The 26,657-nt window shown below is 69.0% G+C and carries 18 protein-coding genes and 1 pseudogene; 4 read left to right on the forward strand and 15 right to left on the reverse strand.

The window, feature by feature from the left end:
• Positions 1-218 precede the first annotated feature (218 nt).
• The 6 genes from OHA11_RS03665 to OHA11_RS03690 all read right to left on the reverse strand — a co-directional run bounded on the left by OHA11_RS03665 (position 219) and on the right by OHA11_RS03690 (position 13,647).
• Positions 219-1,295: an IS630 family transposase gene (locus OHA11_RS03665; RefSeq protein WP_266491290.1), complete on the reverse strand. Its 1,077-nt coding sequence runs from the start codon at positions 1,293-1,295 to the stop codon at positions 219-221.
• 79 nt (positions 1,296-1,374) lie between these two features.
• Positions 1,375-7,200 (reverse strand): toxin TcdB middle/N-terminal domain-containing protein, encoded by a 5,826-nt coding sequence (locus tag OHA11_RS03670; RefSeq protein WP_266491886.1) that lies wholly within the window; start codon positions 7,198-7,200, stop codon positions 1,375-1,377.
• Positions 7,201-7,210: 10 nt separating this feature from the next.
• Positions 7,211-10,621 (reverse strand): hypothetical protein, encoded by a 3,411-nt coding sequence (locus OHA11_RS03675; protein WP_266491888.1) that lies wholly within the window; start codon positions 10,619-10,621, stop codon positions 7,211-7,213.
• A gap of 334 nt (positions 10,622-10,955) precedes the next feature.
• Positions 10,956-11,564, reverse strand: coding sequence for an ester cyclase (locus OHA11_RS03680; protein WP_266491890.1), 609 nt, complete (start codon positions 11,562-11,564; stop codon positions 10,956-10,958).
• A gap of 178 nt (positions 11,565-11,742) precedes the next feature.
• Entirely contained in the window at positions 11,743-13,005 is a 1,263-nt protein-coding gene (locus OHA11_RS03685; protein WP_266491891.1) for a luciferase family protein, read from the reverse strand.
• A 12-nt stretch (positions 13,006-13,017) separates the two neighbouring features.
• Positions 13,018-13,647, reverse strand: a complete 630-nt coding sequence (locus tag OHA11_RS03690) for an NADPH-dependent F420 reductase (RefSeq protein WP_266491892.1) — start codon at positions 13,645-13,647, stop codon at positions 13,018-13,020.
• A 105-nt stretch (positions 13,648-13,752) separates the two neighbouring features.
• Between OHA11_RS03690 and OHA11_RS03695 the strand changes: the two genes are divergently transcribed.
• On the forward strand, positions 13,753-14,220 hold the full coding sequence (locus OHA11_RS03695; protein WP_266491893.1) for a MarR family winged helix-turn-helix transcriptional regulator: 468 nt from the start codon (positions 13,753-13,755) through the stop codon (positions 14,218-14,220).
• A gap of 154 nt (positions 14,221-14,374) precedes the next feature.
• A pseudogene (locus OHA11_RS03700) lies at positions 14,375-14,620 on the forward strand (alcohol dehydrogenase catalytic domain-containing protein); the annotation flags it as partial.
• A gap of 37 nt (positions 14,621-14,657) precedes the next feature.
• On the opposite strand, the gene OHA11_RS03705 reads toward OHA11_RS03700, so the two are convergent.
• The 9 genes from OHA11_RS03705 to OHA11_RS03745 all read right to left on the reverse strand — a co-directional run bounded on the left by OHA11_RS03705 (position 14,658) and on the right by OHA11_RS03745 (position 24,268).
• Positions 14,658-16,094, reverse strand: a complete 1,437-nt coding sequence (locus OHA11_RS03705) for a class II 3-deoxy-7-phosphoheptulonate synthase (protein ID WP_266491894.1) — start codon at positions 16,092-16,094, stop codon at positions 14,658-14,660.
• A 43-nt stretch (positions 16,095-16,137) separates the two neighbouring features.
• Complete coding sequence (locus tag OHA11_RS03710; RefSeq protein WP_266491895.1) at positions 16,138-17,067, reverse strand: diiron oxygenase; 930 nt, start codon at positions 17,065-17,067, stop codon at positions 16,138-16,140.
• A 13-nt stretch (positions 17,068-17,080) separates the two neighbouring features.
• The gene (locus OHA11_RS03715) at positions 17,081-17,908 is read right to left on the reverse strand and encodes an aminotransferase class IV (protein WP_266491897.1); all 828 of its coding nucleotides are present in this window, start codon (positions 17,906-17,908) and stop codon (positions 17,081-17,083) included.
• A complete protein-coding gene (pabB, locus tag OHA11_RS03720; RefSeq protein WP_266506920.1) occupies positions 17,905-20,007 on the reverse strand; it encodes an aminodeoxychorismate synthase component I in 2,103 nt (700 codons plus the stop codon). Before pabB ends, OHA11_RS03715 begins: the two co-directional genes overlap by 4 nt.
• Positions 20,007-20,837 carry an arylamine N-acetyltransferase gene (locus tag OHA11_RS03725; protein ID WP_266491898.1) on the reverse strand — a complete coding sequence of 277 codons (831 nt, stop codon included), beginning with the start codon at positions 20,835-20,837 and terminating at the stop codon, positions 20,007-20,009. The genes pabB and OHA11_RS03725 overlap by 1 nt, the downstream gene beginning before the upstream one ends.
• Positions 20,838-20,851: 14 nt before the next feature.
• On the reverse strand, positions 20,852-21,679 hold the full coding sequence (locus OHA11_RS03730) for a 4-hydroxybenzoate octaprenyltransferase (protein WP_266491899.1): 828 nt from the start codon (positions 21,677-21,679) through the stop codon (positions 20,852-20,854).
• Positions 21,680-21,758: 79 nt separating this feature from the next.
• Positions 21,759-22,931, reverse strand: a complete 1,173-nt coding sequence (locus tag OHA11_RS03735; protein ID WP_266491900.1) for a cytochrome P450 — start codon at positions 22,929-22,931, stop codon at positions 21,759-21,761.
• Positions 22,928-23,185 (reverse strand): hypothetical protein, encoded by a 258-nt coding sequence (locus tag OHA11_RS03740; RefSeq protein ID WP_266491902.1) that lies wholly within the window; start codon positions 23,183-23,185, stop codon positions 22,928-22,930. Before OHA11_RS03740 ends, OHA11_RS03735 begins: the two co-directional genes overlap by 4 nt.
• Before the next feature lie 45 nt (positions 23,186-23,230).
• Entirely contained in the window at positions 23,231-24,268 is a 1,038-nt protein-coding gene (locus OHA11_RS03745) for a polyprenyl synthetase family protein (protein ID WP_266491904.1), read from the reverse strand.
• A gap of 584 nt (positions 24,269-24,852) precedes the next feature.
• Between OHA11_RS03745 and OHA11_RS03750 the strand changes: the two genes are divergently transcribed.
• Positions 24,853-25,290: a hypothetical protein gene (locus OHA11_RS03750; RefSeq protein WP_266491906.1), complete on the forward strand. Its 438-nt coding sequence runs from the start codon at positions 24,853-24,855 to the stop codon at positions 25,288-25,290.
• Between the two features lie 181 nt (positions 25,291-25,471).
• Complete coding sequence (locus tag OHA11_RS03755) at positions 25,472-26,620, forward strand: cytochrome P450 (RefSeq protein WP_266491908.1); 1,149 nt, start codon at positions 25,472-25,474, stop codon at positions 26,618-26,620.
• The last annotated feature ends 37 nt before the right edge of the window (positions 26,621-26,657 follow it).

The raw sequence follows: 26,657 nt of genomic DNA on the forward strand, positions 1-26,657 counted from the left end.
ACGCCGACTGGGAGGTCGACAGGGAGAGGGAGGCCTCAGGGAGTTGGTCCGGCCGGAGTGCTTCATCGGTGGTGGTTCATGAAAGGCGGGTGCGGCGTCGGCGACCCGTGAAACGGGCACGGAGCCGCGCGCGCAGCGACAGTTCGTTCGGCAATCGGGTCGGCGGTTGTCGGCCTGGTTCAGCAACCAGGCCGACAACCGCCGACCGCGGACACGACCTAGTGTCCTGCGCCAGAGATCCGTCGGCAGAAGCGGGCGAGGGAGTCGAGGATCTCTTCGGCGGTCTTGGTCCAGATGAACGGCTTGGGGTCTTGGTTCCAGTCTTTGACCCAGGCGCGGATGTCGGCTTCGAGGGCCTGGACGTTCTTGTGTGCGCCGCGGCGGATCATTTGGTGGGCGAGGTAGCCGAACCACCGCTCGACCTGGTTGATCCAGGAAGAGCCGGTAGGGGTGAAGTGCAGCTCGAACCGCGGGTGCTTGGCCAGCCATGTCTTGATCGCCGGGGTCTTGTGGGTGCCGTAGTTGTCCACGATCAAGTGGATCTGCAGGTGAGCGGGCACCTCCTTGTCGATCCGGATGAGGAACTTCTTGAACTCCACGGCCCGGTGCCGGCGGTGCAGGGCCGTGATGACCTCGCCGGTGGCGACATCGAAGGCGGCGAACAGAGTGGTCAGGCCGTTGCGGACGTAGTCGTGGGTGCGCCGCTCGGGCATGCCCGGCATTATCGGCAGCACCGGCTGGGACCGGTCCAGGGCCTGGATCTGCGACTTCTCGTCCACCGAGAGCACCACCGCACCCTCGGGCGGGTTGAAGTACAGGCCCACGACGTCGTAGACCTTCTCCACGAACAGCGGGTCTGTCGACAGCTTGAAGGTGTCCGCGAGATGCGGCTTGAGCTGGAACTGGCGCCAGATCCGGCCCACGGTCGACTTCGACAGGCCGCTGTGCTGGGCCATCGATTTCCTGGACCAGTGGGTGGCGTTCTTCGGCAGCTGTTCCAGCGTGGTGACCACTACCGCTTCCACCTGGTCGACGCCGATGGTGGGCGGCCGGCCCGGCCTGGGCTCGTCGACCAGACCGTCCAGCCGCTCGGCGAGAAACCGGCGCCGCCACTTGCGGACCGTGTCCGCGGCCACCCGCAACTCCCGGGCGACCGCGACAATCGGCGGTACTTCCGGCCCCGCACACGCCAGGACAATCCGAGCCCGCAGCGCCAGGGCCTGGGCCGATGTCGCCCGACGTGTCCACCGCTCCAACTCCGCCCGCTCCTCCCCGGACAGCAGCAACGGCTCCAATTTGGGACCCCGACGAGGAACTGACGCACCAGCAGTAGTAGTCACACAACTACTAACGATCAACTACTGGCGCAGGACACTAGCTCCACATGGGAAGCGCCGTCGAGGGCCTCGACGCCGGTGGCTCATTCCCGTCGGCCAGCCGTTCGGAGAAGGCCCGGCTGCGGTTGCCGAGGAGCACCTCGTCGACGAAGCCGATCAGATGGAAGGCGCTTCCGAAGGCCGCGAGGTTGAGGCTGTGCCCGGCCTCGTGCTCGAGATGGTCGTCGGTGGAGTCCTTGTGGATGAAGGCGAAGTTGCCCATGTTGAAAGCGGTCTTGTACTTGTTGAGATTGCTGATCCACCCGCCCTTCAGGAAGATGGTGCCGGTCTTCCAGTCCACCCTGATCTTCTGGATGTTCAGCGCGTCGACCTGGCCCAGGGTGAAGGCCCAGCCGAGGACGTTGAGGACGAAGAAGACCAGTCCGAGGCCCACGACGAGCCACGACATCGGCATGAGCCAGTTGCCCCAGCCGAGGAAGCCCTGGTAGACGTCGCTGCTCGCGATGGAGTCGAAGGAACCGAGGAAGATCAGCACGCCGATGGCGACCCCGACGACGCCGAGGCCCATCGCGGTGAGGAGCGTGGCGTTGAGTCCGGCGTTCAGGCCGATGAGGAAGCCCCGCATGAACTCGCCGAAGCCGTTGCCGGCGTTCGCCGAGGCCAGTGCGTAGCCCGCGGTGACCAGTCCGATCAGTCCCGCGATGGCCAGCAGCCCGAATCCGATGCCGCAGGCGAAGGCCGCGACGATGAGGACCGCCGCCACCACGCCGACGATGACCCCGACGATCGCGCCGACCACGCTCCAGAACGAGGTGCCGGTCGGATCGACGTTGTTCAGCGGGTCGTTGCCCACATAGGTGTAGAGCGACAGCGTGCGCGGGTCGTCGACGCCCTGTTCCGGCCGCAGCAGATAGAGCCCGTCGGGTGTGACGAAGCGGCCGAGGTCGGGGGCGTAGTAGCGGCGGCGCATGAAGAAGAGGCCCGCTTCGTCGTCCCATTCGTGCAGGGCGAAGACGACGTGCGGGGCCGTCCCGGCCGCCGTCTTGCGGTTCCCGAAGGGTGTGTAGCGCAGCCGGGCCAGTTCGGTGCCGGTGTCGGAGGTGAAGTAGGTCGCGCTGCCCAGTTGGTCGGTGTGGATCCATGTGGTGGCCGGGCCGCGCAGGAGTGCGACGCGGACCATGCCGAGTACGGCGAAGCGAGCGAGTACTCCGCCGCGTATCTCCGCCCAGCGCCCGAGAAAGACGGTGTCGGTGACGACCGCGTTGCCGCTGGACCGGTCGACGACGCGTTTGTGTACCCGCATGCCGGTGTGGTCGTAGGCGTAGTCGCTGATGACGGACGGGCGCTCGGCGCGGGACAGCTGGTTCTTGGCGTCGTAGGAGAGGGTGCGGCCGGGCAGAACGGTGAGGTTGCCGTTGGCGTCGTAGGTGAGCGCCTCCGGAGTGCCGCCCGCCTCCGTGACCGAGGTGGGCCGGCGTGGGTGCGCGGTGTCGCCGTACGCGAGGAGCGCGTCGCGCTCGCCGAACGCACTCAGGTCACGGCCGGAGTACGTGTAGTCCGTGCGCTGCGGGGTCGTCCCGCCGTGCGTGGTCTCGGACGTGGCGACGAGTTGGGCGAGCGGGTCGTAGGAGTAGTCGGTGACGGTCGTGCCGTCGTCGGCGCGGATGAGCTGGGTCAGTACGTCGTAGGAGTAGCGGGCGTCCTCCAGCACGGTGCCGTCGGGCGCGACCGCCCGCTGGTGGGCCACCCGTCCCGGTCCCGCGGTGTAGGTCATGGTGGTCTCGACGCCGTTGGCGTAGCGCACCCGCACCGGCAGCATGCGGGCGTTGTACTCGATGTCGTCGATGATCCCCTCGATGGCGACGACCACGCCGTTGGGGCTGTACGTGTAGCGCAGCTCCGAGCCGTCGGGGTAGGTGACCGCGGTGATCCGGCCCAGCCCGTTGTGGGCGAACTCCAGCCGGTGCGGCGCCGGGTGCCCGTCGACGAACCACTCCTGGGTGGTCACATCGCCCCGCGCGTCGTAGGCGAAGCGCTGGCCGCCTCCGGGGTAGCTCACCTCCCGCAGCCTGCCGAGCCCGCCGGTCGCGAGATCGTCGTACGTGTAGCTCTCCAGCACCGCCCCGTCCGCGCGCACCTCTGTCATCCGCTCGGAGTCGTCGAAGTCTGCGCTGATGTCGACGCCGCGCGCGTCGATGGTGCGGACGACCCGTTTGCCCGCGTCGTAGAAGAGGGTGCGCTCTCCGGCCTCGCGGGAGTCGACGGTCAGCCGGTTTCCGCAGGCGTCGTAGGTATGGCTTGTCGCGACGCCGTGCTGGTCGGCCACGGCGAGCAGTTCGCCCAGCACGCCGACCGTGTACGTGGTGGTCATGGCGGTGCCCGCCGGGTCCTCGACCACGGCGACCCGGCGGTGGGCCGGGTCCATCCGGTCCAGTCGGGTACGGCCGAGGCCGTCGCGGCTCTCCGCCTCGAAGGGGCGGTAGACCACGGTCGACACGCCGCCGCCGTAGTCGACAGTGCGCACCGCGCGTCCCTGTGCGTCGTAGAAGAACCTCCGCGCCGCCCCGGTCGTGGGCCCGGCGGCGTAGTCGAGGCCGGTGGCGAAGGACGGTTCGTGCTCGGCGAGCGGGTCGCCCCACGCGTTGGGCTGCACTGTTCCGGAGACGAGTACGGTGTCCGGCCGCGCCCGGACCCGCCGCTGGATCTCCTTGGAGAGTCCGTCGAAGTAGACGGCCGTTTCCAGCGTGTCCGCCGCACCCGGTGTCAGCCGGTAGGACACCCGTACCGCGTGCGGCACCACGTGGTCGTGGTAGGCGTAGCTCCGGGTCGGCAGGTCCTCGGTGTCGCCGGGCAGGATCAGCGCGGCCAGCCGGCCCTGCGCGTCGTAGCGCATGGCCGTTTCCACGCCGTCGGGGGCGCGGGTGAGCAGGATCTGCCCGGTGCCCGGGTCGACCTGACGCTCGGTCAGGCCGAGCGCGCCGTCCTCGCGCACCCGGAAGACGCCGGAGGTGTCGTAGCCGAAGCGCGTCTCGACACCGAGCGGTGTCCTGGCCGCGATCTCGCGCCCGGCCGCGTCGTACTCGCTGCGGGCACGCGGTGCGAAGACGGACTCGCGTCCGTCGGCGTCCGTCGCGATGACGTATCCGAGATCGGCGAGGTCCATGCCGGTGTAGTGCGCCTCGATGTCGGCGCGAGTGCCCGCCCATTCCAGTTCGCGGGTGAGCAGTCCGCGGTCCGCATCGCCCAGCGGCAGGCCGGTGAAGGCCGGGCCGTCGTAGTGCTTGCGCAGGTCGGCCAGCAGCGTTCCCGAGGCGTCGCGCTTGACCAGCCGGCAGGGCCGGTCGATGAGGTTGCGTGCCTCGTTCGACACGTATTCGACGGTGCTGCGCACCAGTTGCGGCGGCTGTTCGACGCCGTCGCGGGTGCCGGAGGCCCGCCATACGTCCTCGACGACGTTGCCGGCGTCGTCGTAGGCGTAGGTGTGCTCCTCGATCCGCTCGTCGAGCGTGCGTTCCCGCCAGCGGCGGCGGCTTCGCCGTACGGCGATCCTGATCCGCTCCCGGCCGTCGGGCAGCACATCGAGTACGTCGAGTTGGTGCTCCGACTCCTCGATCAGGAGCGGCAGTGGCTCGGCCGCTGTGCCGTCGAGCTGATAGACCTCGTTGCGGTGCTGGAGGCGGTTGAGCGCGGCGTGCCGCCGGGTGTTGCCGGGTTTGCGGTCCTCGCCGATGAGGAAGCGCAGCACGGTGAGTGTGTCGGGTCGGCTGGCGTCACCGATCTCGCGTTTCTCGACCCGCCCGAAGCCCTGGAACTGCCTGGTCACCGGGTCGAAGTGGCCGTCGCTGTACGCGTACCGGCTCTCCGCGACCCGGCCGGTCACCGTGTCGTGCTCGCTCGTGGCGGCGACGACGGTCACCGGAAAGGGCAGATGGGTCGGCCATGGCTGCCCCGCCGCCCGGTCGCGCCGGGCGTCGTCGACCGAGGAGCGATAGCTGATCCGCGAGACGAGCCCCGCGCCGTTGTCGACACTCGTCAGCACGTACGGAGGGGTCTGGGACCCGAACTCGTAGGCGACGTATGCCTCCAGTCCCGCCCTCGGTGAGTTCCAGACCAGCGCGGCCCTGCCGTCTGAGGCGGTGTCCGCGGCGCGCAGCGTGCCCGGCACCGGGGGCGGCACCAGCGGATCGAAGTGCGGCGGGGACCAGCCCTGACCCGACCGGTTCAGCCAGACGCGTACGCCGTCGCCGTCGACCTGCACCAGATCGCCGCACCCGTCGCCGTCGATGTCCACCAGCAGCAGTGCGGAGGCGTCGGCCCGCAGCCGCGGGGAGCCGGTCATCACGACGACGGCGCCGAACCGGCCGTGCCCGAGGTTGGGCCAGTACTCGATCCGGCCGGAGCGCAGCCGGACCAGGTCGGGCAGTCCGTCGCCGGTCATGTCGGCCAGGCGCACCAGCGGATCGGCGAGGTCGACGTCCGGGCCGTCGACTCCGTCTCCCCTCGGCACCGCCGTCGGTTCGTGCCAGCCCGCGGCGCCCGCGTTGCGGAACGCCGCGTACCCGCGGGTGCCGCCGCGGACGGCGTCGATGCGGCCGTCGCCGTCCAGGTCGGCCAGCCGTACCCGGGGGTCGGTGAAGGACGGCAGTGCGCGGGCGTCACGCGGGTAGGCGACGAACCGCCGGAATCCGTCCGGGCCGCCGTTCTCGTAGTAGCCCTGCAAGGTGCGCGGGCCGGACGCGACCAGCATGTCGACGGAGGCGTTGCCGTCGAGGTCGAGCAGCACGGTCTCGCCGGACAGTGCCGAGGCGTGCGGGGTGTTGACCGGACGCGGCGGACTCCAGGTGCCGTCGCCGCTCGCCGGCCAGTACACGTGCCTGCCGCTCGCCGCGCTGAGCACGCCCGGTACCGGCAGGTCGTCGAGCTGAACCAGCGTGGTCTGCGGGTCGCTCAGCGAGGGCGGCGGCGCGCCCTCCGGCCGGATGAACCTGGCGTGCGCCGTGCTCAACTCCAGCTGCGCGTACCCGAATCGCTGCGGCCGTCGCACCACGTCCGGCCCGGTGGCGTCCGAGCCGTGCGAGACAAGGCCCACCGAGGAGAGCAGCGACACACCGCTGCCCGCGGCCTGTTCGTAGCCCAGTACCCAGGTCCGGGTACGACGGGGTCCCGCGGCCTCCTCGACGTACAGCTCGATCGCGGTCGCCCGGCGGGTGAGCGTCCGCAGGAAGCCCGCCCGGCCGTTGCGGTGGACGTCGGGCCGGTTCTCGTAGGTCAGGCGCGCGGTGTGGTGCGCCCAGGTGACGGACTTCAGGTACGGCGTGCCGTCGACGATGTCCCATGTGTAGCGGATCTCGTTGCCCGAGGTGTCGATGGTGCGTTCCAGCAGCCAGGACACCACGCGCTCGGGGTGGCCGGGAGCCGTGACGCGTCCGGCGGCGGTCGTGCCGAGTTCGGAGCTCAGGCCGGTGCGCTCGTCGACGATCCAACCGCCGTTGTGGCGGCGGTAGCGGGCGTACGCGCTCTCCACCAGCGCGCGGTGCTCGCCGGGGGCGACCTCGACGAGCTCCACGCCCCCGTCGTGGTAGCGCTCGACGCCGCTCTCGCCTGGGACGCCCAGGTCGAGGCTGCGGTCGATCCGGCGCAGCGGCATGGTCCAGCCCTGGCCGAACGGCGAGACGCCGCTGCCGTGGGCGTAGCGCAGTCGCAGGTCCGGCTTGAGTCCTGCCACCCCTTCGGGCATGGGCAGGGCGACCGTGTAGCCGCCCTGGCCGGTGTTGAGGTCCAGTGTGAATGCCTCGCCGAGCCCCGGGGCGTTGCCCGTGCCCGCCGGAGGAGAGACCGCGGTGGCCTCTGTTCCGTTAGCCATGGCAGAGCCCCTATCGGTAGTCGAATCCGTACTCCTGGAACACCTGGACGTCGGTCAGCGCGCCGAGGTCCAAGGTGCCGTCCTCACCGATCGGGCCGGGGTTGTCGGCCGCGGTGATCCGGAGTTTCCAGACGTCGAGCATCGGATGGCCGATCAGTGAACCCAGCGGATCGCCCGGGGCGGAACCGGCCACCATGCCGTCGGCGTCGGTCGTGACGACGAGTTCGGTACCCGTGCTGTCGGGGGTGATCCGCAGGACGAGACCGGCCGCCAGGGACGCGGGTCCGCTCACGCGCAGGGTCGCCGACCGGCGCACCAGGTTCTTCTGGAAGCGCGGGAAGTCGCCCGGTACGAAGGCGAGTTCGGCCTCGCCGGAGTTGCGCAGGAAGAACAGCTCGTCCGGTGCGACCAGCCGCAGCGAGGTGGAGCGCGACGCCGTGCCCGAGGTGGGCAGCGAGGCGCGTACGGCGTCCTCGATGTCGGTGTCGTGGAAGGCGTCGAAGCACAGGACCACCTGGACGTCCAGGATGTCGTCGAGGTCGAAGTCGTTGGCGCCGGGCGGCAGATCGAGCTGCCACATGGTGGCGACCCCGTTGTTCTCGAAGAGCCTCAGCTCGTTGGGGTCGGCGCGGAAGACCAGCGCGTCCTGCCGGATGTCGTAGCGCGAGAGCGGCATCACGTCCGAGGGGTAGACCTGCTGGCGGATCGAGCCGGACTGGTCGCGGAAGCTGGAGACACCGATGTTGCGCAGCGTGCCGTGCACCTCGCCGACCCCGGTGACACCGACGAGGGCGAGCTCGACGTTGTGCAGCTTCTGCAGATACAGCCCCGGGTAGAACCGGTCGAACTGCTCCATCGTGGTCTCGAAGAACGCCTGGCCGGTACGGTGCAGCGCGTCGAAGGCCATCGGGTACAGGTCGGCGAGCGAGAGCGTCACCTTGACCGGCGCCTTCTTGGTGCGCGTCGTGGTCACGTGGTCGAGGGTGAAGTAGTCGATGTCCCTCAGCAGGGTGTCCGCGCCGAGCAGCCCGAGGGTGGCCGGGATGTGGTAGTCGAAGCGGATCTTGCGGAGGTCGCGGCCGGTCTCCCCCTCGTAGGCGCGCTCCATCAGTACGGCGACCTCGACCGCCATGTCCAGGTAGCGCTGGGACAACGCGCGCATCGTGCGGGCCAGTTCGTACCACAGCCGCGCGCCGAACTCCTTCTGGTCCAGGAACTCCTGGTTCTCCTTCGCGTGCCGTTCCTGGAGCTGGGCGACGACCACCCGCTGCTGGGCCACGGCGACCCGGCTCTGTGCTTGCAGCACCTGTTGCTGGGCCACCGCCTTGTAGGCGGTGGAGGAGGCGATCTCGCGGCTCAGCCGGGCGGCCTCCAGGTCATGGGTGATGAGCGTGCGCTTGGCCGACAGCTCCTGAATGACGTGACTGCGGCGCTTCGACCCGGTGCTGTACGCCGACCACGAGTCGGGGATGTTCAGCCGCACCTCGTCGTCGGCGCTCACCGACTGCGCCGACGCCCATGCCTCCAGCTGGGTGAGCTGGAGAAGGTCCCAGCGTATGTTGGCGAAGTCGTTCGCCGACTGGACGGCGTTCGCCCGCTGGGTCTCCGCGTAGTTCAGCCCTGCCCTGGAGACCCGCTCACCGGCCCGTGCCTCGTCGACGCCGCGCCGCTCCAGCTCCACCGAGGCGCGCGCCAGGTCGGCCTGCTGGTCCATCTGCTCCCGGCGGAACTCCTCGTTCTCCGCCTGCGACTTGAACTGGATGTAGCTCTGCTCGATCGCCGCGGCGTGCTGGGCGAAGTACCGCGCGGTGTTCTGCAGGTGCGTGAACCCGAAGGGAGGCAGATAGTCCGGCGGAATGCCGAAGAAGTTGAGGCCTGCCGCCAGTTGTCCGAGCCTGGCCCGGGCGTTCAGCAGCGCGCCGATGACGACGGGGTTCTCGTCCAGAACCGTCGGATCGGCGGCGGCCAGCACCGCCTGGGCGCGAGGCGCCATGGGAGCCAGCCGTCCGCGGTAGAGATCCGATGCGGGGAGGGTGCCGTCCCGCCGGACGATCCGCTCGTAGACGGGCCGCGCGGCGGCCGCCGCCGCCAGATCATTGCCGCCGGCCCGGTAGAGGGCGTCGCCCCAGGCCAGATAGAGCTCGGCCAGCCGCGTCCACACCTTGGGCAGTTCGACATGCACGTTGAGGAAGGGATACGCCGCGGCGGTCAGGTACTGGCGCTCGGCCGCGGCGAAGTCGCCCATCTCCGCGAGGGTGTCCGCGATGGACATGGGCAGCACGAAGAAGTACACGTGCGGCAGATAGGCGACCAGGACGGGCGGAGACAGCGCCTGTACGTGCAGCAGCGACAGGTCCTTGGTCGACGCCAGCGCCTCCAGGTGCCGGCGCAGACCGTTGCCGCCGCCCCCGCCTCCCCCGCCGCTCCCGCTGTCCTCGCCGCCCTCGCCGCCCGTGTCCAGATCCACGGTGTGCAGGCCGGATTCGGTGTTCAGTACGAGATGCCTACCCGCGCTCTGCTTCGTCGCGTAACGCAGCGCGAGCAGCACCGCGCCGTCCGCGCCGCCGCCCTGGACGGTCGCGCTGACGCCCACCCGCCGCGCGGGCAGATCGATGCCGACGGCGTGGATGCCGCGCTCCGCGGCCAGCTTCTTGGCCTCGGCGTCGGTCTTCTCGGCCTGCTCCCGCTGCCCGGCCCGCCGCAGCACGCCGGCGAGAGCGGTGAACGTCCGCACCTGGCCCTCGGAGTCACCGGCCCTCTTGAAGGTCTTGACGGCCTCCTGCATGGTCTCCAGCGCCGTGTCCCGCCGACCGTTCCGCTCCTGGAGGATCGCGAGGTCGCGCTGGAGGAAGCCACGCATCTGGTTCTCGTCGCGGGGCACCGCTTTCAGCGCCTCCGTGTAGGAGTCCCGTGCGCCCTGCCAGTCCTCCTGCTCCACCGCCGAGGCGGCGTTCTCCATGTGCAGCGCGACGAGGTCGACCTCGGTGGGCTGGCGCAGCCCGCCGCTGAGCGCGAGGTCAAGTTCCTTGCCCACGGTGTCGTCGAGCCGTACCGGTCCCACGATCTCCGGCGGGAGGGACGGGACGGGCGGCGGGGTGCGCCGCAGCACCTGGAGGGACCCGGTCAGGATCGCGTCGAAGAGCCCCGCGACATGGGGCGCCCTGAACTGCGGAGTCCGGCTCTGGCCGACGGGCAGCGCGGGGTTGACCGTCTTCAGGATCAACGCCTGCAAGCGCTGGTAGCCCACCAGCGCCCGGCCCAGCTCCTCGCGGAGGTGCGCGGTACGCGCCTCCGCGAGCTCGGCCTGCACCTGCTCCTCGAACACACTGGTCGCGCTGGCGACCTCGTAGTTCAGGCTGCGGACCCGCCGCAGGTCTTCCAGGTGCGAGTAGCGGTTCTCGACTAAGTACGCACGGTCCATCGAAAGCCCCCGTGATTGATGGCCCCCGCGAGGCGCGGGGCCCGGCCCTCGACAATCTCCGCCGCACACAGCGGACTGTCCATGCGGCTCGGGGCGTGCGCGACAAAGTTCAGCCGGGTGTGGTGGCCGTGTCTGCAACGGGATACGACCGGCGATCGCGGCAACTGTCCCGGCTCGCCGACCACAAACGAACCGGGGCATCACAGCCGGGCCGGTCCTCACCTGGTCCGCCGTCGACTCGCCCACCGTCGACTCGCACGAATCGCGTCGGCTCGCACGGACCGCGTCGGCCCGGCCGGGGTGGCACTTCCCCGGCCGGGCCGCGCTCACCGGCTCAGCCGCCGAGGCCGATCTGGCTGTAGAAGGTCTGGTTGTCCCAGAACAGGAACTCCTCGTCCATGGTGCCCCCGCGGTTCCAGAGGCCGACGGTGGCCATGTTGATGGAGTACTTCTTGCCGGTCGGCTGGATGAAGCCGCCGTTCCCGTCGGGCATGGGGCGGGTGAAGGTGCCCTGCATCACGCCGGTGACCGCGGTCAGTTCGTTCTTGGCGACCCGGAGCGGGTGGGACAGGATGCGGGTGTCGGGTGCCCACACGAAGAGGGCGGCGAGGTCCTTGATGTGCTTGTCGATGCCGTCGGTGTAGTGCCCGTCAGGCCAGTGCACGCGGACGTTCTTCGCGTGGCTCTCGCCCAGGCGGGACCAGTCGGCGTGGGTGAAGATCTCGAAGTCCAGCTCGTCGAAGGTCTCCAGGTGCTTGCGCTCGGCGCGGGTCAGGTCGTGGGGGTAGGGAGGGTTCGGCACCGGCGTGGTGGCCGGGTCCGGGAGCAGGCCGGGGTACTTCTGGGACGCCTCGGCCAGGCCGCCCCCGTTGGTGACGGCGGTGATGGCGAGCGCGCCGAACGCGGCGGCGGCTCCACCCTTGAGCATGGAACGACGCTCCATGGCGAGTCCTCGATTCTCGTGATGAGCGCTCTCGACGAGCGCTGGATGGTGAACCTGTTCTCTGTGACGGCCCGGCTCTGACGGCCCAGCCCTGATGGCCCGGCCGACAGGCGGGTGGCTGTGTGGTGCGGGATTCCGCGGAGATGAGTTACGCGGAGATGGGTTACGAGGTGGTGGGCTACGCGGCGGCCGGGGTGAACCGGCCCGCGGCCCAGGCGTGGCTGGTGCTCACGATCGCGGTGACGATGTCGAGCTCACGCTCGTCACGAGGTCCGTAGACCAGCACCATGCCCGGAGTGAGCCTGATCCCGGCGAGGGGATGGGCCACGGCCCAGCCGTGCCGGATCGCGTCGGCGGCCAGGCCGACCGGCAGCGCGATGTGGAGCGATCCGTCGTGTCCGGGGTGCAGATGGGCGAACTCCCTGGCCCGTGGCACCAGGAAGGCCTGCTCGGGCCCGGTGGTGTGCGTCCCGGTGAGCATGAATCCTCGCGCGCCCGGCACGGAGATCGCCGACTGGCCGGTGTCGACGTCGGCGAGCGCGCTCAGCCGGGCGAACAGTTGCTCCTGCATTTTCGGCGGGGAGTTGTCGCTGGTCTGCTGCTGGGGGATCGTCACGCTGACGTGCGGGCGCGGTCCGTCGCGATCGGGAAGGCGGCCGGGAAAGCCGTCGGAGAGACCGCGGGGAAGGCCGTCGGTAGGGCCGCCGGGCAGGATCGGCCATCGCGCCGGTTGCCTGCCGGGAAGTCCATGGCGGGCCACGTGGTCGGCGCGCTCCGCGAGCCAGCCGCCGAGACCCGCCAGCGCGGCGGTGGCGATGCCGTGCCCCACGGGGTCCCGTCGGGCGATCGTCGGCGCCCCGGATTCGCCGGTCAGGTAGTGCCAGGTGCGGTCGAGCAGTTCGCGCGGGATGACGTGGTCGTGCTCGCCCTGGGCGACGAACACCGGTACGCCGGCCAGTCGGGCGGGCTCGGTGGGCACACCCGCGTCGAAGGGCAGCGTGCCGTAGAGGATCGCCGCTCCGGCGAAGCGTGCCGGGTTGTCCAGTACCAGCCCGCCCGCGAAAGCGGCGCCGCCGCTGAAGCCGACGAGCAGAACCGGTCGGCCGGGCGGGGCGATCTCGTCGAGCCAGGCGTTGAACCAGTTCATGGTGGCGCGCAGTGATTCCGGGACCGGGCGGCCGATGCCACGGTTGGCGAACCACGCGAACCCGGGGCCCTCGGCCAGGGGTGCGCGCACCGCGGCGTACGACAGCTCGGGAGGCAACGCTTCGGCGAGCGCGATGATCTCGGTCTCGCGCGAGCCGCGGCCGTGCAGCAGGACCACGAGCGGTGCCACCGCATCGCCCCGGGTCACCACGGTCGGCGGCCCGAACGAGGAGCCCGGTCTCTCGGCGTCAGCAGCAGTTGGAGTGGGCGTACGCGTACGCGGAGGAGTAGTCATGATCGGCTCTCCTCAGCCCGTCGGGCCGAGCAGCGCCCACCCGGACTGCCAGGACCAGCCCTGGCTCGCGTTCAGCGAGATGTTCAGGAAGGCCATCTCCTCCAGCGCGCGGGCCATGCGCAGCCCGCCCGCGTCGATCGGCTCGAAGCCGAGCGAGGCGGCGAACTCGGAGACGGTCTTCTTCGCATCCGCGTCGTCACCGGCGTGGAAGAGATGGAGCGGGACGCCCTGCTCGACGGGGTTTCCGAGGCGTCCGGCGAAGACGGTGTTGAAGGCCTTCACCACGGACGCGTCCGGCAGGTGGCGCTGCAGAGTCTGCGCGGCGGCGGTCTCCGCTATGTCGAGGTCGGTGAAGGTCGCGTTGAGGGGGTTGGTGGCGTCGACAACGACCTTGCCGCGTACGGCCTGCGCCAGTTCGTCCGCGACGGCGGTCACCGCACTGCCGGGCACGGCCAGCACCACGAGGTCGGCGTCGGTCACGGCGTCCACGTTGTCCGCCGCGGGGCGCGCGCCCGTTTCTGCCGCGACCGCGGCGGCCTTCTCCTGGCTGGTAGCCGATACGGACACGGTGTGCCCGGCGGCAGTCGCGGCCCTGCTGAGGGCGGAGCCCACGTTGCCCGCTCCGATGATCGCGACATGCATGACAGCCTCCAATTCCTTGACTCGTCAGATATTGACACAGTAACCATTGATGCTTGACTGCGCAACATCTGACTACTCAGGCTTTTCGCGGGTAGGATGGTCGACATGCCTTCCGCGACCCCCCTCAACGACCCCCTGATCAGCACGTTCGGCCGCCTGGCCGAGGCGTACAACCGGCTGGAGCAGTGGCTCGGATCCGCCATGGAGTCCGAGACCGGACTGCCGCACGCCTGGTTCGAGGTCCTCATCCGGCTGGCCCGATCAGAGCGAGAGCAACTGACGATGAGCTCCCTGGCCGACCAGATCGCGCTCACCTCCGGCGGCGTGACCCGACTGGTGGACCGCATGCAGACAGCCGGATACGTCGAGCGACGCCCGTGCCCCACCGACCGCCGCGTCTCCTACGCGGGCATCACCGCCGCCGGGCACGACGCACTCGAGCGAGCGGCCACCGTGCACGCCCGCAACCTGCGGAAGGCCTTCGACGGGTTCAGCGCACGGGATCTCGCCGCCCTGGACGCCGTACTGGACCGCGTCCGGGACTCGGCATCCGCACTGCCCCGGCAGCCGTAGCGCGCGCCCGACCACAGGCACCGCGAACCGGCTCCGGGCACGGGCCCGTAGCCGGAAGCCGCTGGGAGGCCACCAAAGGCAGTGCGCCGAAGGTGTGTTGCTCCCACAGCCGGCGCGAGGCCTCCCCGGGACAGGCGGCGACCGTGGGTTCGGTGTCCCCTGATCCATCAGCTGCGGATCCTGCGACACCTGCCATGCCGGACTGACCGCCCACTGCACGGCCGTACCCCACATGGCCATGTACGGCGCGCCGATCGGCGGCAGTTGGCGCGGTCTCTTCTCCGGCCTGGTCCGCGTGCCCTACGCCGACGCCATGCTCGTACCCCTGCCCACGGGTCTCGACCCGGTCGCCATGGCCTCGGCCGGCGACAACTGGTCCCTGTCCTGGCGCCTGGTCGCTGGTCCAAAACCTCAGACCAAGCCTCGAACACGTGGTTTCACGCGCCGAACGAGGCGGGAGAATTGCTGTGACCAGCGCCCCAGGCCTCGGGATTCACCGCCTCGGCATTCACCGCTGCGTCCGGCGCCACGACGCCGGTTGTTCCTGGGTTGAACATCTCTGCGACCAGGAAGGCCAGGTCAAGCGCCTGGTCTCCGTTGAGGCGCGGGTCGCACGCCGACTCGTACCTGCGGTGCAGGTCGTCGAAACCCAGTTCGGCGCCGCCGCCGACGCACTCGGTCACGTCCTCGCCGGTCAGCTCCAGGTGCAGTCCGCCGACGTGGGTGCCGAGCGTCTCGTGCACCTCGAAGAAGCCGGCGACCTCGGCGAGGATGTCGTCGAACCGCCTGGTCTTGTGCCCGCTGGGAGCCTCGAAGGTGTTGCCGTGCATCGGATCGCACACCCACACCACCGGCGCGCCGGAAGCCGTGACCTTCTCCACGATCTCCGGCAGCAGGTACCGCACACGGTGCGCCCCCATGCGCACGATGAACGTCAGCCGGCCCGGCCGCCGGTCGGGGTCGAGGCGGTCGATCAGGGCCAGCGCCTGCTCGGGCGTGGCGGCAGGGCCCAGCTTCACCGCGATCGGGTTGTCGATGGTCGCGAAGTAGGCGACGTGGGCGCCGTCGAGCTGTCTGGTGCGGTCGCCGATCCACAGCATGTGGCCGCTGCCCGCATACCTTCGGCCGGAACGCGGGTGGTAGCGGGTCAGCGCGGCCTCGTAGTCGAGCAGCAGTCCCTCGTGGCTGGCGAACAACTCCGTGGTGCGCAACGGATCGTCGCCGCCGCACGCGTCCTTGCCGGACAGTGCCTGGCCGATTCGACCGGCGAGTTCGTCGTAGCGTTCACCGGCAGGCGAGCGTGAGACGAAGTCCTGGTTCTCCTTGTGCAGTTGGCGTGGGTCGATGCCGCCACGGGCGCATTCGCGCATGACGTCCAGGGTGGATCGCGAAGCGTCGTACATCCGAAGTAGCCGGGCCGGGTCCGGCCGTCGTTCGGCGTGGCTGAAGCCGATGCCGTTCACCGCGTCGCCCCGGTAGACCGGGAGCGTGCGCCCGTCGACGGTCTCGGTCGGCCGGGATCGGGGCTTCGCGTACTGCCCGGCCATCCGGCCCACCTTGACCACCGGCACCGCCGACGCGAACGTCAGGATCGCGGCCATCCGCTGCAGGAGGCGCAGTTTGCCGTGAATCACCTGTGTCGAGAGGCGGTCGAGACGTTCGGCGCAGTCGCCACCCTGCAACAGGAACGCCTTGCCCTCTGCCGCCTGGGCGAGTCGTGCGGTGAGCGTGTCGCACTCCTGTGGCGTGACCAACGGGAGCGAGGCCGCCAGGTGATCCGCCACGTCGCCGAGCTCAGCCGGGCTCGGCCACTCCGGCCGCTGATGGGCGACGAGTGTCCGCCAGTGCGCGGCGGCTTCGCCGGTGAGGGTCAACGTGATCTCCGTCCGCTTCTCATGGCTGGGCGGTGCGGGGCCGTCAGCGCTGGACCATCTCGACGAGGTCGTGGCTGATGCCCAGGTCGTCGAGCAGCAGCTGCAACGGTCCGGTGTCCCGCGCGGGCACGGGACGGGACGCGGCCCACTCGCTCAGCTGACCGGTGTCGATCTCGAAGCCGCCCTGGGCCGCCACGGTCACCCAGGGGTCCAGGTCCGCGGAGCGGAACGCGGTCAGCCCGGTGACGAGTGCTTCGCGGAACGTCCGCTGCTGTGCGCCGTCCAGGTTCCGGTAGAGCGAGCCGCACAACTCGCGGAACACCACCGCGTGTCCGCTCTCGTCCCGCCGGTGCAGATCGGTGGTGATCCGGTTCATCGGCTGGATCTCCTGGGCGGTGGCGAGTGCGGAGAGGAACCCGCTGATCGTCGTCTCGGCGGCCAGGGAGAACGCGATGTCGACGATGTCGCGGTCGAACCCGGACAGCCCGACGCGGACCGCGTCCCGTCCCTGGACGACCGACCAGACACCCGGCGTGAACCGCACGTCCTCCAGGCCGCGCCGCCTGCGGGTGACGCCGACGGCGTTGCGGCACATCAGGATGTGATAGTGCTCATCGATGATCGTCTGGTGCAGCGCGTCGACGGCGACGTCGTCGCGGCGGACGGGGATCCGTTCCTGGAGCATCAACCGGCAGGCCGGCAGGATGATCTCGTCCTCGATGGCCGCGGTCTTGGCGTTGTAGGCGATCCACGCCGCGGACAGGATGCGCTCGCGAGCGTCCCGGTCGAGCCGGTCGGCACCCGGCAGGCCCAGCACCGGGACGAGGTGTTCGGGGAAGTCCGGCAGCGCCGCGTCGAAGTGACCGTCGAGGTCGAGCTCGTCCTTCTTGACGGCCACTCGCTTCCCCCAGCGGAGCGTCAACTGCACCAGCAAGTCACGCTCGTACTCGGGCACTTCACGTGCCGCGGTCATCGGGAAACCTCCTTCATGGGTTCACCGCAGGAATCAGGGAGGCGCCGGCCGGAACGGCGAGCGCGGCCAGGCGCGACTGCCAGCGCTCGGCCACTGCGGCGTCCGTGTCCTGGAACCGGCCCAGCCCCTCGGTGACCGGCCGGATGCCGTGCAGGGCGTTCAGCGTCCAGACGGGCACGTCGGCGAGATCCGGCGCGGTGGCCTGCTCGGTGACGACCTGGTGCCCTGCCGTACCGGCGAGCTCGCCGAGCAGGGCGCGGGTGATCCCGGGGAGCAGGCCGGGGCCGGGTGGTGGCCCGCACAGCGTGTCGCCCCGCCACCAGACGATGCTCGTGGACGCCCCTTCGACCACGTGCCCTTCCGTCGAGACCAGCAGCGCCTCGTCGGCTCCCGCCGTAGCTGCGGCAGCGCGCAGGGAAGCCAGGTGGTCCAGGTCGGCGCCCTTGACGGCCGGCAGTCGACGACGGTCGGATCCCGCGGCAGTCCACAACCGGACGGTCGCGGTGCGCGGTGGCGCGGGGCGCAGCCACATCCGCAGCCGCGTTCCCGACCCGGTCTCCACGAGTTCGACGCGAGGAAACCATCGGCCTCGCGGGGGCAACGACTCGGCGACCGCCCGCAGGAACCGGTTCGTCTGTTCCGCTCCCGGTTCGGAGAACCGGTGGCAGGCCGAACCGAAGCGTTCGGCGTGCCGGTCGAGTCCCCGCACCCGTCCCTCGTCCACGAGCCAGGAGTCGATGACCAGCACCGTCCCGGCGGCGTCGGCCGTCGACCATCCGCCATCGGCGTCCCACCACCGGCGGACGCCCGGGGCGGTCGCTGTGCTCGTCGCCGTGTTCATCGTGGGGAGCCGCCCACGTCCGACACCGCCGGCGCACGCCAGGCGCGGAGCGACGCTGCCGCCTTGAGCAGCATCTCCTCGTACTCTTCCTGCGGGTCGGAGTCGAGCACGATCGCCCCGCCGGCTCCGATGGTCAACCTGTCACCGACGCGGACCGCGGTGCGGATCACGATGTTCAGGTCCGTGCCGCCGGAGAGGCCGAAGTAGCCGAGGGCGCCGGAGTAGACACCCCGGGCCTCCGTCTCCAAGCGATCGATGATCTCCATGGTGCGCAGCTTCGGCGCCCCGGTCATCGACCCGCCCGGGAAGCACTGCCGGGCGCAGTCCACCGCGCTGACCCCGTCATTGAGCCGTCCACGAACAGTGGAGACCAGTTGGTGCACGGTCTCGTAGCTCTCGACGGCCAGGTACGGGTCGACCTCGATGCTGCCCACCTCACACACCCGGCCCAGGTCGTTGCGCAACAGGTCGACGATCATCAGGTTCTCGGCCTGGGTCTTGGCGCTCGAGGCGAGGGTGGCAGCCAGTTCGGCGTCGCGCACCGGGTCGGCGTCGCGAGGGGCTGTGCCCTTGATCGGCTTGCTGGTGACCGTGCGGTCTCTCTCGATGCGCAGGAACCGCTCCGGCGAGGAGCTGAAGACCGTGACGTCGCCGAGGCGTAAGAGCGCGGCGTACGGGGCCGGGTTCGCCCGGCGCAGCCTCCGGTAGAAGGACGTGTCGTCGTCATGGAACGGCAAGTGCAACATGTTGGTCAGGCAGATCTCGTAGCTCTCGCCCCGGTTCAGCTGCCGTCGGGACTCCGTGATGTCCGCCAGGTACTGGCTCCGGCCGCGGCCGAGGTACTCCTCGGCATTCGGGGGCGGGCCGGCGGCAGGGTCGCCCGCCGGCTCGGCGTCGGCCGGGTTCAGACCCCTCAGGAGCGCGGACGTCCGTTCCACCCACTCCTGCGCGTCGCGCCGGGTCTTCTCGTCGTGGACGGCCACCAGGTAGGTCAGTCCCTCCTGGTGGTCGACCGCGATGACGCGATCGGCGAACATCCAGATGGCGTCCGGCGTTTCGGCGGTGTGGCGGGCCGTGGCCCCGCATTCGGCCTTGAGTTCGTAGCCGAAGTAGCCGACGTAGCCGCCGGTCAGGTCGAAGGGCAGGTCCGAGTCGGGGATGCGCCGTTCGCGCAGCCGCTGTTGGAGGACGTCGAACACGCTGCCGGTGACGAGGTGGACGCCGTTCGCATCGCGCGCTTCCACTGTCCCGCTGCCGGTGCGGTAGGTCAGGACCTCGCTGAGCGGACCTGACGTGTCGCCGAGGAACGAGAACCGGGACAGGCCTTCCTCCACCCGGCTGCTGTCCAGCCAGAAGCAGTACGGGATGTTGTCGAAGAGCTTGAGAAAAATGGCCTCGGAATCGGCAGCGGTCGACACGACCGTACTGATGATTCCCAGTCCCTCGACCGCGCCGGGTGTGTCGTCGGACAGTGCGGTGACGGTGTCGCTGTCGGTGACGGGCGGCCGTTGTCCGTGCTGCGTCCGGCGGGTCAGTTCGGCGAAGTTCTGCAGGATCTCGCGCCCGTACTGGGAAGCGATCGACTCGGGGTGGAACTGCACGCCCCACTGCGGCAGATCGCGGTGACGCAGCGCCATGAGCACACCGTCGTCCGCCCACGCGGTGGCGACGAGTTCCTCGGGCAGGGGCTCCTGCACGCACAGCGAGTGGTAGCGAACCGCGACGAATTCACGCGGAATTCCGGCGAACAGCGGATCTCCCTCGTGGGAGACCTTGGCGAGGTGCCCGTGTTTCGGTTCGGGCGCGGCGACCACCGACGCTCCGGCCAGGTGCCCGATCATCTGATGGCCGAAGCAGACGCCCAGCACGGGCAGCGTGGTGCGGCGCAGCAGGTCGCCGAGGAGGCCGACGTCGCGGGGGTTCTGCGGCCGTCCAGGGCCGGGTGAGACCACGATGTTGTCGAAGTCCTCCAGCCGCAGGCTGGACAACTTCGGATCGTCGTTGACCATGACGACCGGCTCCTGGCCGTTGATGTCGGCGATCAACTGGTACAGGTTGAAGGTGTACGAGTCGTAGTTGTCCAGCAGCAAGGTACGCATCATGGACCGTCCAAGATTTTCCAGAGCGTCTGGACGTCGCCCGGTTCCAAGGTGATCCCGAAGATCTCCTCGGGAGCGGAAAGCAGCTCGTCCACATCGAGTTCCCGGAAGGTCGCCGGCTCTGCGGGACGTATTTCCGTGAGAGTGCTGCCGGCGAGGAGGTGCCTCACTTCGGGCTGTGTGCGCTGGAGGACCATCCGTTGGTTGAACGGCGAGCGCGGATGCGTGAGGCAGAAGTGGTTGAGGAGCTCGAAGTCCGACGGATAGCGCACGTCCGTGGTGAAGCCGTAGAGCTCCAGCGGTCCCTCCGGCCGCAGGAACCGCAGCACGTGTTCACCGGTCGGCTCTCGCACGAGATCGAACGACCAGTCGCCGTCCAGCCGCGCGTTCTCCGCGAGCTGGATCGGCTCGTGCGGCCCGTAGGCGCCGAAACTCACGTCGTGGAGCCAGCGTTCGCCGTCGAGCTCCACGCACAGGGCCACGTGCAGGGCCGGCCCGAACTTGCTCCCGGTGCGGATCCGCGTCCTGCCGGCGAACGCCGTGAACGTGAACCCGATGCGGTCCAGCACGGCCGCCATCAGCACGACCTGTTCCAGACACCAGCCGCCGCGGCCCTGCCGCACGATTTTCTCCTGGACGCTGTCCAGGTCCAGCGGCACCGCCGTGCGCCCGAGCAGCGCGTCGAGGTTGTCGAAGGCGATCGCGTCGACGTGGGCGGTGTGCAGGCCCCGCAGCGTGGAGAGGTCCACAGCCACGTCGCCCTGGTAACCCACGCGGGTCAGGTAGGCGTCCAGGTCGACGCCATTCCCCTGCCACATCGAATCTGTCACACGTGGCTCATCGTTCATGTGAACTGCCCGGCGACCACGGCCGCGAGAATGATCCAGCCGAAGTAGGTGTTGGCGACAAAGGTGTCCCAGCACGATTTCGGATCATCCAGGTCCACGCGTACGACCAGATAGGACAGAAAGATTCCCGCGAGCACGACGATCAGGTAGAACGCCCACCCGATCGGCGTCCGGGAACCGGCCCACAGCACGCCGCCGACGCTGAGCACGAGGAAACTCGCCAGCCACGCCTTTGTGGCCTTGCCGAACAGCAGAGCGGAAGACTTGACACCGATGTTCCGGTCGTACTCCTTGTCCTGATGGGAGTAGATCGCGTCGTGAATCAGCGTCCAGAAGGCCCCGCAGGCGTACAGGCCGTACACCGTGAGCGGGTAGTCGGCGCTCCCGGTCACCGCCGTCCAGCCGATCAGCACGTAGACGCTCATCACCAGCGCCAGGAACGCCGAGGGCCAGAAGAAGATGCGCTTCATGTAGGGGTAGGCGACGATCAGCGGGTACGAGGCCGCGGCGACGAGGGCTGTCTCCACGTTCGCCACCGCCAGGACCAGCAGTGCGACCACGGCCTGTGCGGCGGCGAACAGGAGTGCGTTCCCGACGCTGATCGTCCCCGACGCGACAGGACGCGACACGGTGCGGGCGACTCGGGCGTCGACGTCCTTGTCGACCACGTCGTTGACCGCGCAGGCCGCGCCGCGCACCAGCACCGCGGCGACAGCGACCACCACCACCGTCAGCAGGTCTGGTCGTTGCCCGGAGGCGAGGACGACGGCCCACAGCCCTGGAAGCAGGTAGAGCACGTACCCCGTAGGCCTGTCCAGTCGCATCAACAGGAGATATGCGCGGACTGAATTCGGGCTCTTCGTTACTACGCCGGTAGATATCTTGTGCAGCATCAGGATCCAATCACCATGTCACCGGAAGTTGGATCAACCCGCCGATCAGCGTGTTGTGGCGCAGCCTCAGCTCCTCTACACCGACAGCCAGCCGCATGGTCGGGAATCGTGCGACGAGCTGGGCGAGCACCACCTGCAGCTGCATCCGGGCCAGCGTCGCGCCGACGCAGTAGTGGGCACCGTGCCCGAACATGAGGCTGTCCGTGGTGTCGCGAGTGACATCGACCCGGCCGGGGTCGGTGAAGGCCGTCTCGTCGTGGTTGGCCGCGATGATGTTCAGCAGCACGAAGTCGCCGGTCCGGATGGTGACCCCGTCGATCTCGAAGTCCGTCAGCGCATAACGGGGCATGCCGCCGTTGTGCGGGTTCGGCATCGACATCCGCAGGGTTTCCTCAACCGCGCCGGGGATGAGACTCGGGTCGTGCAGCAACGCCTGCCACTGCTCGGGGTTGGCCAACAAGAGCAGCACACAGGTGCCGATCCGGGCCACCGTGGTCTCATAGCCACCGAACAGCAACAACGCCGTCAGCCCGAGGACCTCGTTGTCGTTGATCCCCTCGGTCGCGCAGATCCTGGAGATCACGTCATCGCCCGGATTTTGCCGTTTGTCGGCGACAAGTTGCCTGCAATAGCCGAACAACTCGCCCAGCCCCTGCTTGGACCTGACCGGGTCCCCGACGTTGGCGGCGTCCTGGGTCCAGCTGCCGAACCGGTCCTTGTCCTCCTGGGGCACGCCCAACCACTCGCACATCACCTGAATCGGCAGCGACAGCGCCAACGCCTGGCGCAGGTCCACCGGTGGCTTCTGCCCGGCCAGTTGGTCCAGGAGTTGCCCGGTCAGTTTTTCGACGTATGGCCGCAGCGCCAGCAACCGCTCGGGTGAGAAGTGCGGTTCCAGCAGCGCACGCAACCGAGCGTGGTCGGTGGCGAAGTCGCCCAGCAGGCCGGCGAGAAGTGCCGACCCGCTGTCCTTCGCCGCGGCCTCCGGATCGGGATGGGAGCGGCCGAGCCGGTCATCGTCGAGCAACTGCCTCACCCAGGCATGACCGGTGACCAGCCACGCCTCGTCGCCCTCGGCGGTACGAACCCGATGGACCGCGCCCTGGGACTGGAGCGTGCGCAGCCCTGGCGCGAGTTGCAGCACATTCGTCTGCTCCAAGGGCAATTGAGCTGGGGTACTCACTGACGGCCTCCGCCGGAATCGAGGTTCAGACCACCTTGTCGAAGACGATCACGACGTACTGGAGCTCGTCGCCCCGGTGTCCGTCGAGGAACGAGGAAGGCAGACCTGCCGGCCGGCCCCCATGCGGCGGGCGGAAAGTCGCCCAGCGACGGGTTGATCGGGTCCTGGGTCCTGGTCACGTAGTGCGCCTGCTCCCAGCGCTCGAACTCGCCGCGGATGACGGGCGGGGCCGGGTTGTCGTGGGTGATGGCCATGATCACGTACTCCCATCCAGATGCCGCCCCTGTCGGGAGTACGGGTCATACCGTGCGATTGACGATGCGGTCGAACAACGCGGTCAGTTCGGTGGACGCGGCCGGGGCCAGCTCGGCTCGTCCGAGGTACTCCAGAGCCGAGTCCAGATGGCTGCGGGACAGCTGCTCGGCCGTGTGCCGGCCGCCGGATTCCTCGACGAGGTCGACCATCTCCTGCAGGTGCGCTGTCGTGGTGCCGTCGGCGTGCCACAGCCGGCGCAGTCGTTCGCCGGCCGGGCTGTCGGCGGACAAGGCCGCCAGCACCGGAAAAGTCGGGTTGCGCCGCAGGATGTCGCTCCGGACGGGCTTGCCGGTCACCATGGGGTCGCCCCAGATGTCCTCGACGTCGTTGAAGATCTGAAAAGCGAGGCCCAGATGCCTGCCCGCGCTGCGCAGGGCAGTCAGGACGTGCTCCGGTTTGCCCGCCCGCAGTGCGGGCGTCACCAGTGCGCACTCCAGCAGCGCGGACGTCTTCTCCTCCACGATTCGGTCGTACTCCGCGATGCCGGTGCCCGAACCCAGCCGGACGGTGAGCTCGCGAGCCTGGCCCGCAAGAACCAGACCGATGGCTTCGGCGAACACGCTGGATATTTCCGCACGGCCGGGGCCGGGGTCGTCGACGACGATCCGCAGCCCAAGAGCCTGCAACGCGTCCCCGGCCAGGATGGCCAGACTGGCGCCGAACACCTTCCACGCGGCTGGGCGGCCGCGACGCACCTCGTCCGCGTCGATGATGTCGTCGTGGATCAGGGTCGAGTTGTGCAGCAACTCCAGTGCTGCCGCCTGGCACCGCACGTCCTCCGGCCGCAGGCCGACTCCATCGGCCGCCGCCATCATGAGGGCGGCGCGGGTCAGCTTGCCGCCCTCTGCACTGCTGGGGTCACCGTGTTCGCCGATGAAGCCGAGGTGGTAAGAGCAGATCCGGGCCAGGGTCGGCTCCAGTGCGGAAGTCTGCTGCCGCATAACGGGCAATACCGTGGACTGCACCATCCTCGGCGACAGGAAGGCTTGGAGCCCGGTCGACGAGGTGTCGAGTGCGCTCATCGAGATTCTCCTCCGGTCGCATGCCTTCCCAATTCCTGGTCAGAACCTACGCGCATGGGGTTCGCGAATTGCACCACTGAAAATCACTGTGCTGGATATGTTTGCGTAAATATCTTCTCAGCCCTTGCCCCACCTCGCCGTGCTGTGAAACCTCGGCGAACTGTCGAAGGCGAAGGCTTGCGCAAATCTCATGATCACCCGAGATCGCTACAGGTCAATACGTAGACAGCTTTGGCGTCTACGCGCAATCTGAACCTGGAGTGATGACCCGGAATTTGCGTGACCGTTCCGACCGCCATCCTGAACGACCTCTCCTGGCCGTGTCAACGACACAGCGTGAGCATCTTCGACTTTAGGAAAAACCCCAAAGAACACGGCGTAAGGCCTGGATTAGACTACCCTGCAGATTGGTAGCCGCTGGGCAGCACCAAGGCCGTATTCGAGTCCGGCTATTAAGCCGGCACCCAACGGCAGACAAGACTTCCCGAGAAGGACTCGGTTTCTACCGACCGGCGTGGATGCCCTGTTCGGCATCGCAAGCCAGGCGTTCCGACGTGGACGTCATGGCACGGAACGGAGTGGGAATGAGTGGCGGTAAGCAGGTCCTGCTGGCCGAGCCACGGAGTTTGTGTGCCGGTGTACGCCGAGCGATAGCCATCATCGACCGCCGGGGTGTCCGGTTCGTCGACTCCGAGCAGGAGGTGCCGGAGGGCGCGGTGTGTGTCGTCTCCGCGCACGGCGTCTCTCCGCAAGTGCGGCAGAACGCGCGCGCACGCGGGCTGGACGTGCTCGACGCGACCTGCCCCCTGGTGGCCAAGGTCCACCAGGAGGCCCGCCGGTTCGCCCGCGACGGGCGGACGTCGCCGCTGGTCGGGCACGCGGACCACGAGGAGGTCGAGGGCACCTTCGGGCACGCTCCCGACCAGACGGTCATCGTCGAGACGGCTGCCGACGCGGAGGCACTGGACCTTCCCCCCGACATCACACAACGTCGCTGGTCATTACCGGGAATGGTTCACTGAAGGCTTGAGAGGCGGAATGGCTATGTCAGTTGATTCTGGGCAATTACATGAAGGCAGGCCGTTCGACCCGTATGGGGCACATCGCGACGACCCGTATTCATTTCTGGCCGACATCGGAGAGACGGAGCCGGTGTTCTACGCCCCTTTGCTCAACGCATGGTGCGTCACTCGGCGCGAGGACATGGTTGCCGTGCTGCGGGACGACCGAAGCTTCTCGGCGCGTGACCACAACCCTCGTCCCGCGGTCGAGCTGCCCGAGGACGTGAGTCGGATGTTCCGCACCTGGCGCGGCGCTGATGCGGTGGCCGTCGGCTCACTCGACCCTCCCGAGCACGCCAGGATCAGGGAAGTGCTCAACGCCGGGTTCACGCCGGCCAGGGTCAGAGCGTTCGAACCCACGGTCCGTGCGATCGCCACCGACCTCGTCGAGCGTGTTGCGGTCTTGACGGAGTTCGATTTCATTTCGGCGTTCGCCGTTCCGTACGCCCTTGAGGTGATCTGCCGGCGCCTTGGCGTCCCGGACGAGTACATCGACCGCTGCCGCACGTGGTCCGAGCAACGCATCGAACTCATGATGTCGCAGCGCAACGCCGATCCTGACCGGCTGCGTGAATACGCCCGCGGGCTGATGGACTTCGGAGCGTTCTCCCGTTCACTCGTGCAGGAGCGGCTGGCCGCACCGCAGGACGACCTGATCAGTGAGCTGCTCCACGACGGCAAGGCGGGCCGCACACTCACCGCCGACGAGGTTTCCGTCCAGGTCCCCACACTGATCTTCGCGGGACACATGACCTGCGCCGAGGCGCTTGGCACGATCCTCTACCAGCAGCTTCGGTCACCCGGCGGCTGGGCCGAGGTCGTCGACGGGACGATCGCCACACGGGACCTTGTCGAGGAGGGGTTGCGGTTCGACAGCCCGCTGGCGGGCATGTACCGGACCGCGGTCCGTGACGTAGTGGTCGGCGACGTCCACCTGGCCGAGGGGAGCCGACTACTTCTGCTGTACGGAGCGGCCGGGCGGGACAGCCACTCCCACGCATGTCCGGCCGGGTTCAGTCCAGGCAGTGGGTCTGCCACGCATCTCGCGTTCGGGCACGGCATCCACTTCTGCCTCGGAGCCGGATTCGCCCGCCTGGAACTGGAGGTCGCGATACAGGCCATCGCCACCAGGATGCCAGGTCTGACTCTGGCACCAGGGCTGCCGCCACATCACCGGCCAGTGTTTCCGCTTCGGGCATTGACCGAGTTGCGGGTGCGGCAGCGGGGAGGGACATCCGGGCGGTCGCCGGGAGATCTGGACGACACGTTGACCCCTGCAGAACGCACTTGACTCAGTTGTCCGACGGCATTGAAGGATAGCCCCTGGG

The organism is Streptomyces sp. NBC_00878 (assembly GCF_026341515.1).
Taxonomy (GTDB): domain Bacteria; phylum Actinomycetota; class Actinomycetes; order Streptomycetales; family Streptomycetaceae; genus Streptomyces.

What these genes read in the sequence shown, in the direction of transcription:
- OHA11_RS03745 (WP_266491904.1), bottom strand. Translation starts at nt 24,268, where the DNA reads ATGAGCGCACTCGACACCTCGTCGACCGGGCTCCAAGCCTTCCTGTCG.
- OHA11_RS03675 (WP_266491888.1), bottom strand. Translation starts at nt 10,621, where the DNA reads ATGGACCGTGCGTACTTAGTCGAGAACCGCTACTCGCACCTGGAAGAC.
- OHA11_RS03690 (WP_266491892.1), bottom strand. Translation starts at nt 13,647, where the DNA reads ATGCATGTCGCGATCATCGGAGCGGGCAACGTGGGCTCCGCCCTCAGC.
- OHA11_RS03695 (WP_266491893.1), top strand. Translation starts at nt 13,753, where the DNA reads ATGCCTTCCGCGACCCCCCTCAACGACCCCCTGATCAGCACGTTCGGC.
- OHA11_RS03670 (WP_266491886.1), bottom strand. Translation starts at nt 7,200, where the DNA reads ATGGCTAACGGAACAGAGGCCACCGCGGTCTCTCCTCCGGCGGGCACG.
- OHA11_RS03750 (WP_266491906.1), top strand. Translation starts at nt 24,853, where the DNA reads ATGAGTGGCGGTAAGCAGGTCCTGCTGGCCGAGCCACGGAGTTTGTGT.
- OHA11_RS03710 (WP_266491895.1), bottom strand. Translation starts at nt 17,067, where the DNA reads ATGACCGCGGCACGTGAAGTGCCCGAGTACGAGCGTGACTTGCTGGTG.
- OHA11_RS03755 (WP_266491908.1), top strand. Translation starts at nt 25,472, where the DNA reads ATGGTTGCCGTGCTGCGGGACGACCGAAGCTTCTCGGCGCGTGACCAC.
- OHA11_RS03680 (WP_266491890.1), bottom strand. Translation starts at nt 11,564, where the DNA reads ATGGAGCGTCGTTCCATGCTCAAGGGTGGAGCCGCCGCCGCGTTCGGC.
- OHA11_RS03685 (WP_266491891.1), bottom strand. Translation starts at nt 13,005, where the DNA reads ATGACTACTCCTCCGCGTACGCGTACGCCCACTCCAACTGCTGCTGAC.
- pabB (WP_266506920.1), bottom strand. Translation starts at nt 20,007, where the DNA reads ATGCGTACCTTGCTGCTGGACAACTACGACTCGTACACCTTCAACCTG.
- OHA11_RS03740 (WP_266491902.1), bottom strand. Translation starts at nt 23,185, where the DNA reads ATGGCCATCACCCACGACAACCCGGCCCCGCCCGTCATCCGCGGCGAG.
- OHA11_RS03730 (WP_266491899.1), bottom strand. Translation starts at nt 21,679, where the DNA reads ATGCGACTGGACAGGCCTACGGGGTACGTGCTCTACCTGCTTCCAGGG.
- OHA11_RS03715 (WP_266491897.1), bottom strand. Translation starts at nt 17,908, where the DNA reads ATGAACACGGCGACGAGCACAGCGACCGCCCCGGGCGTCCGCCGGTGG.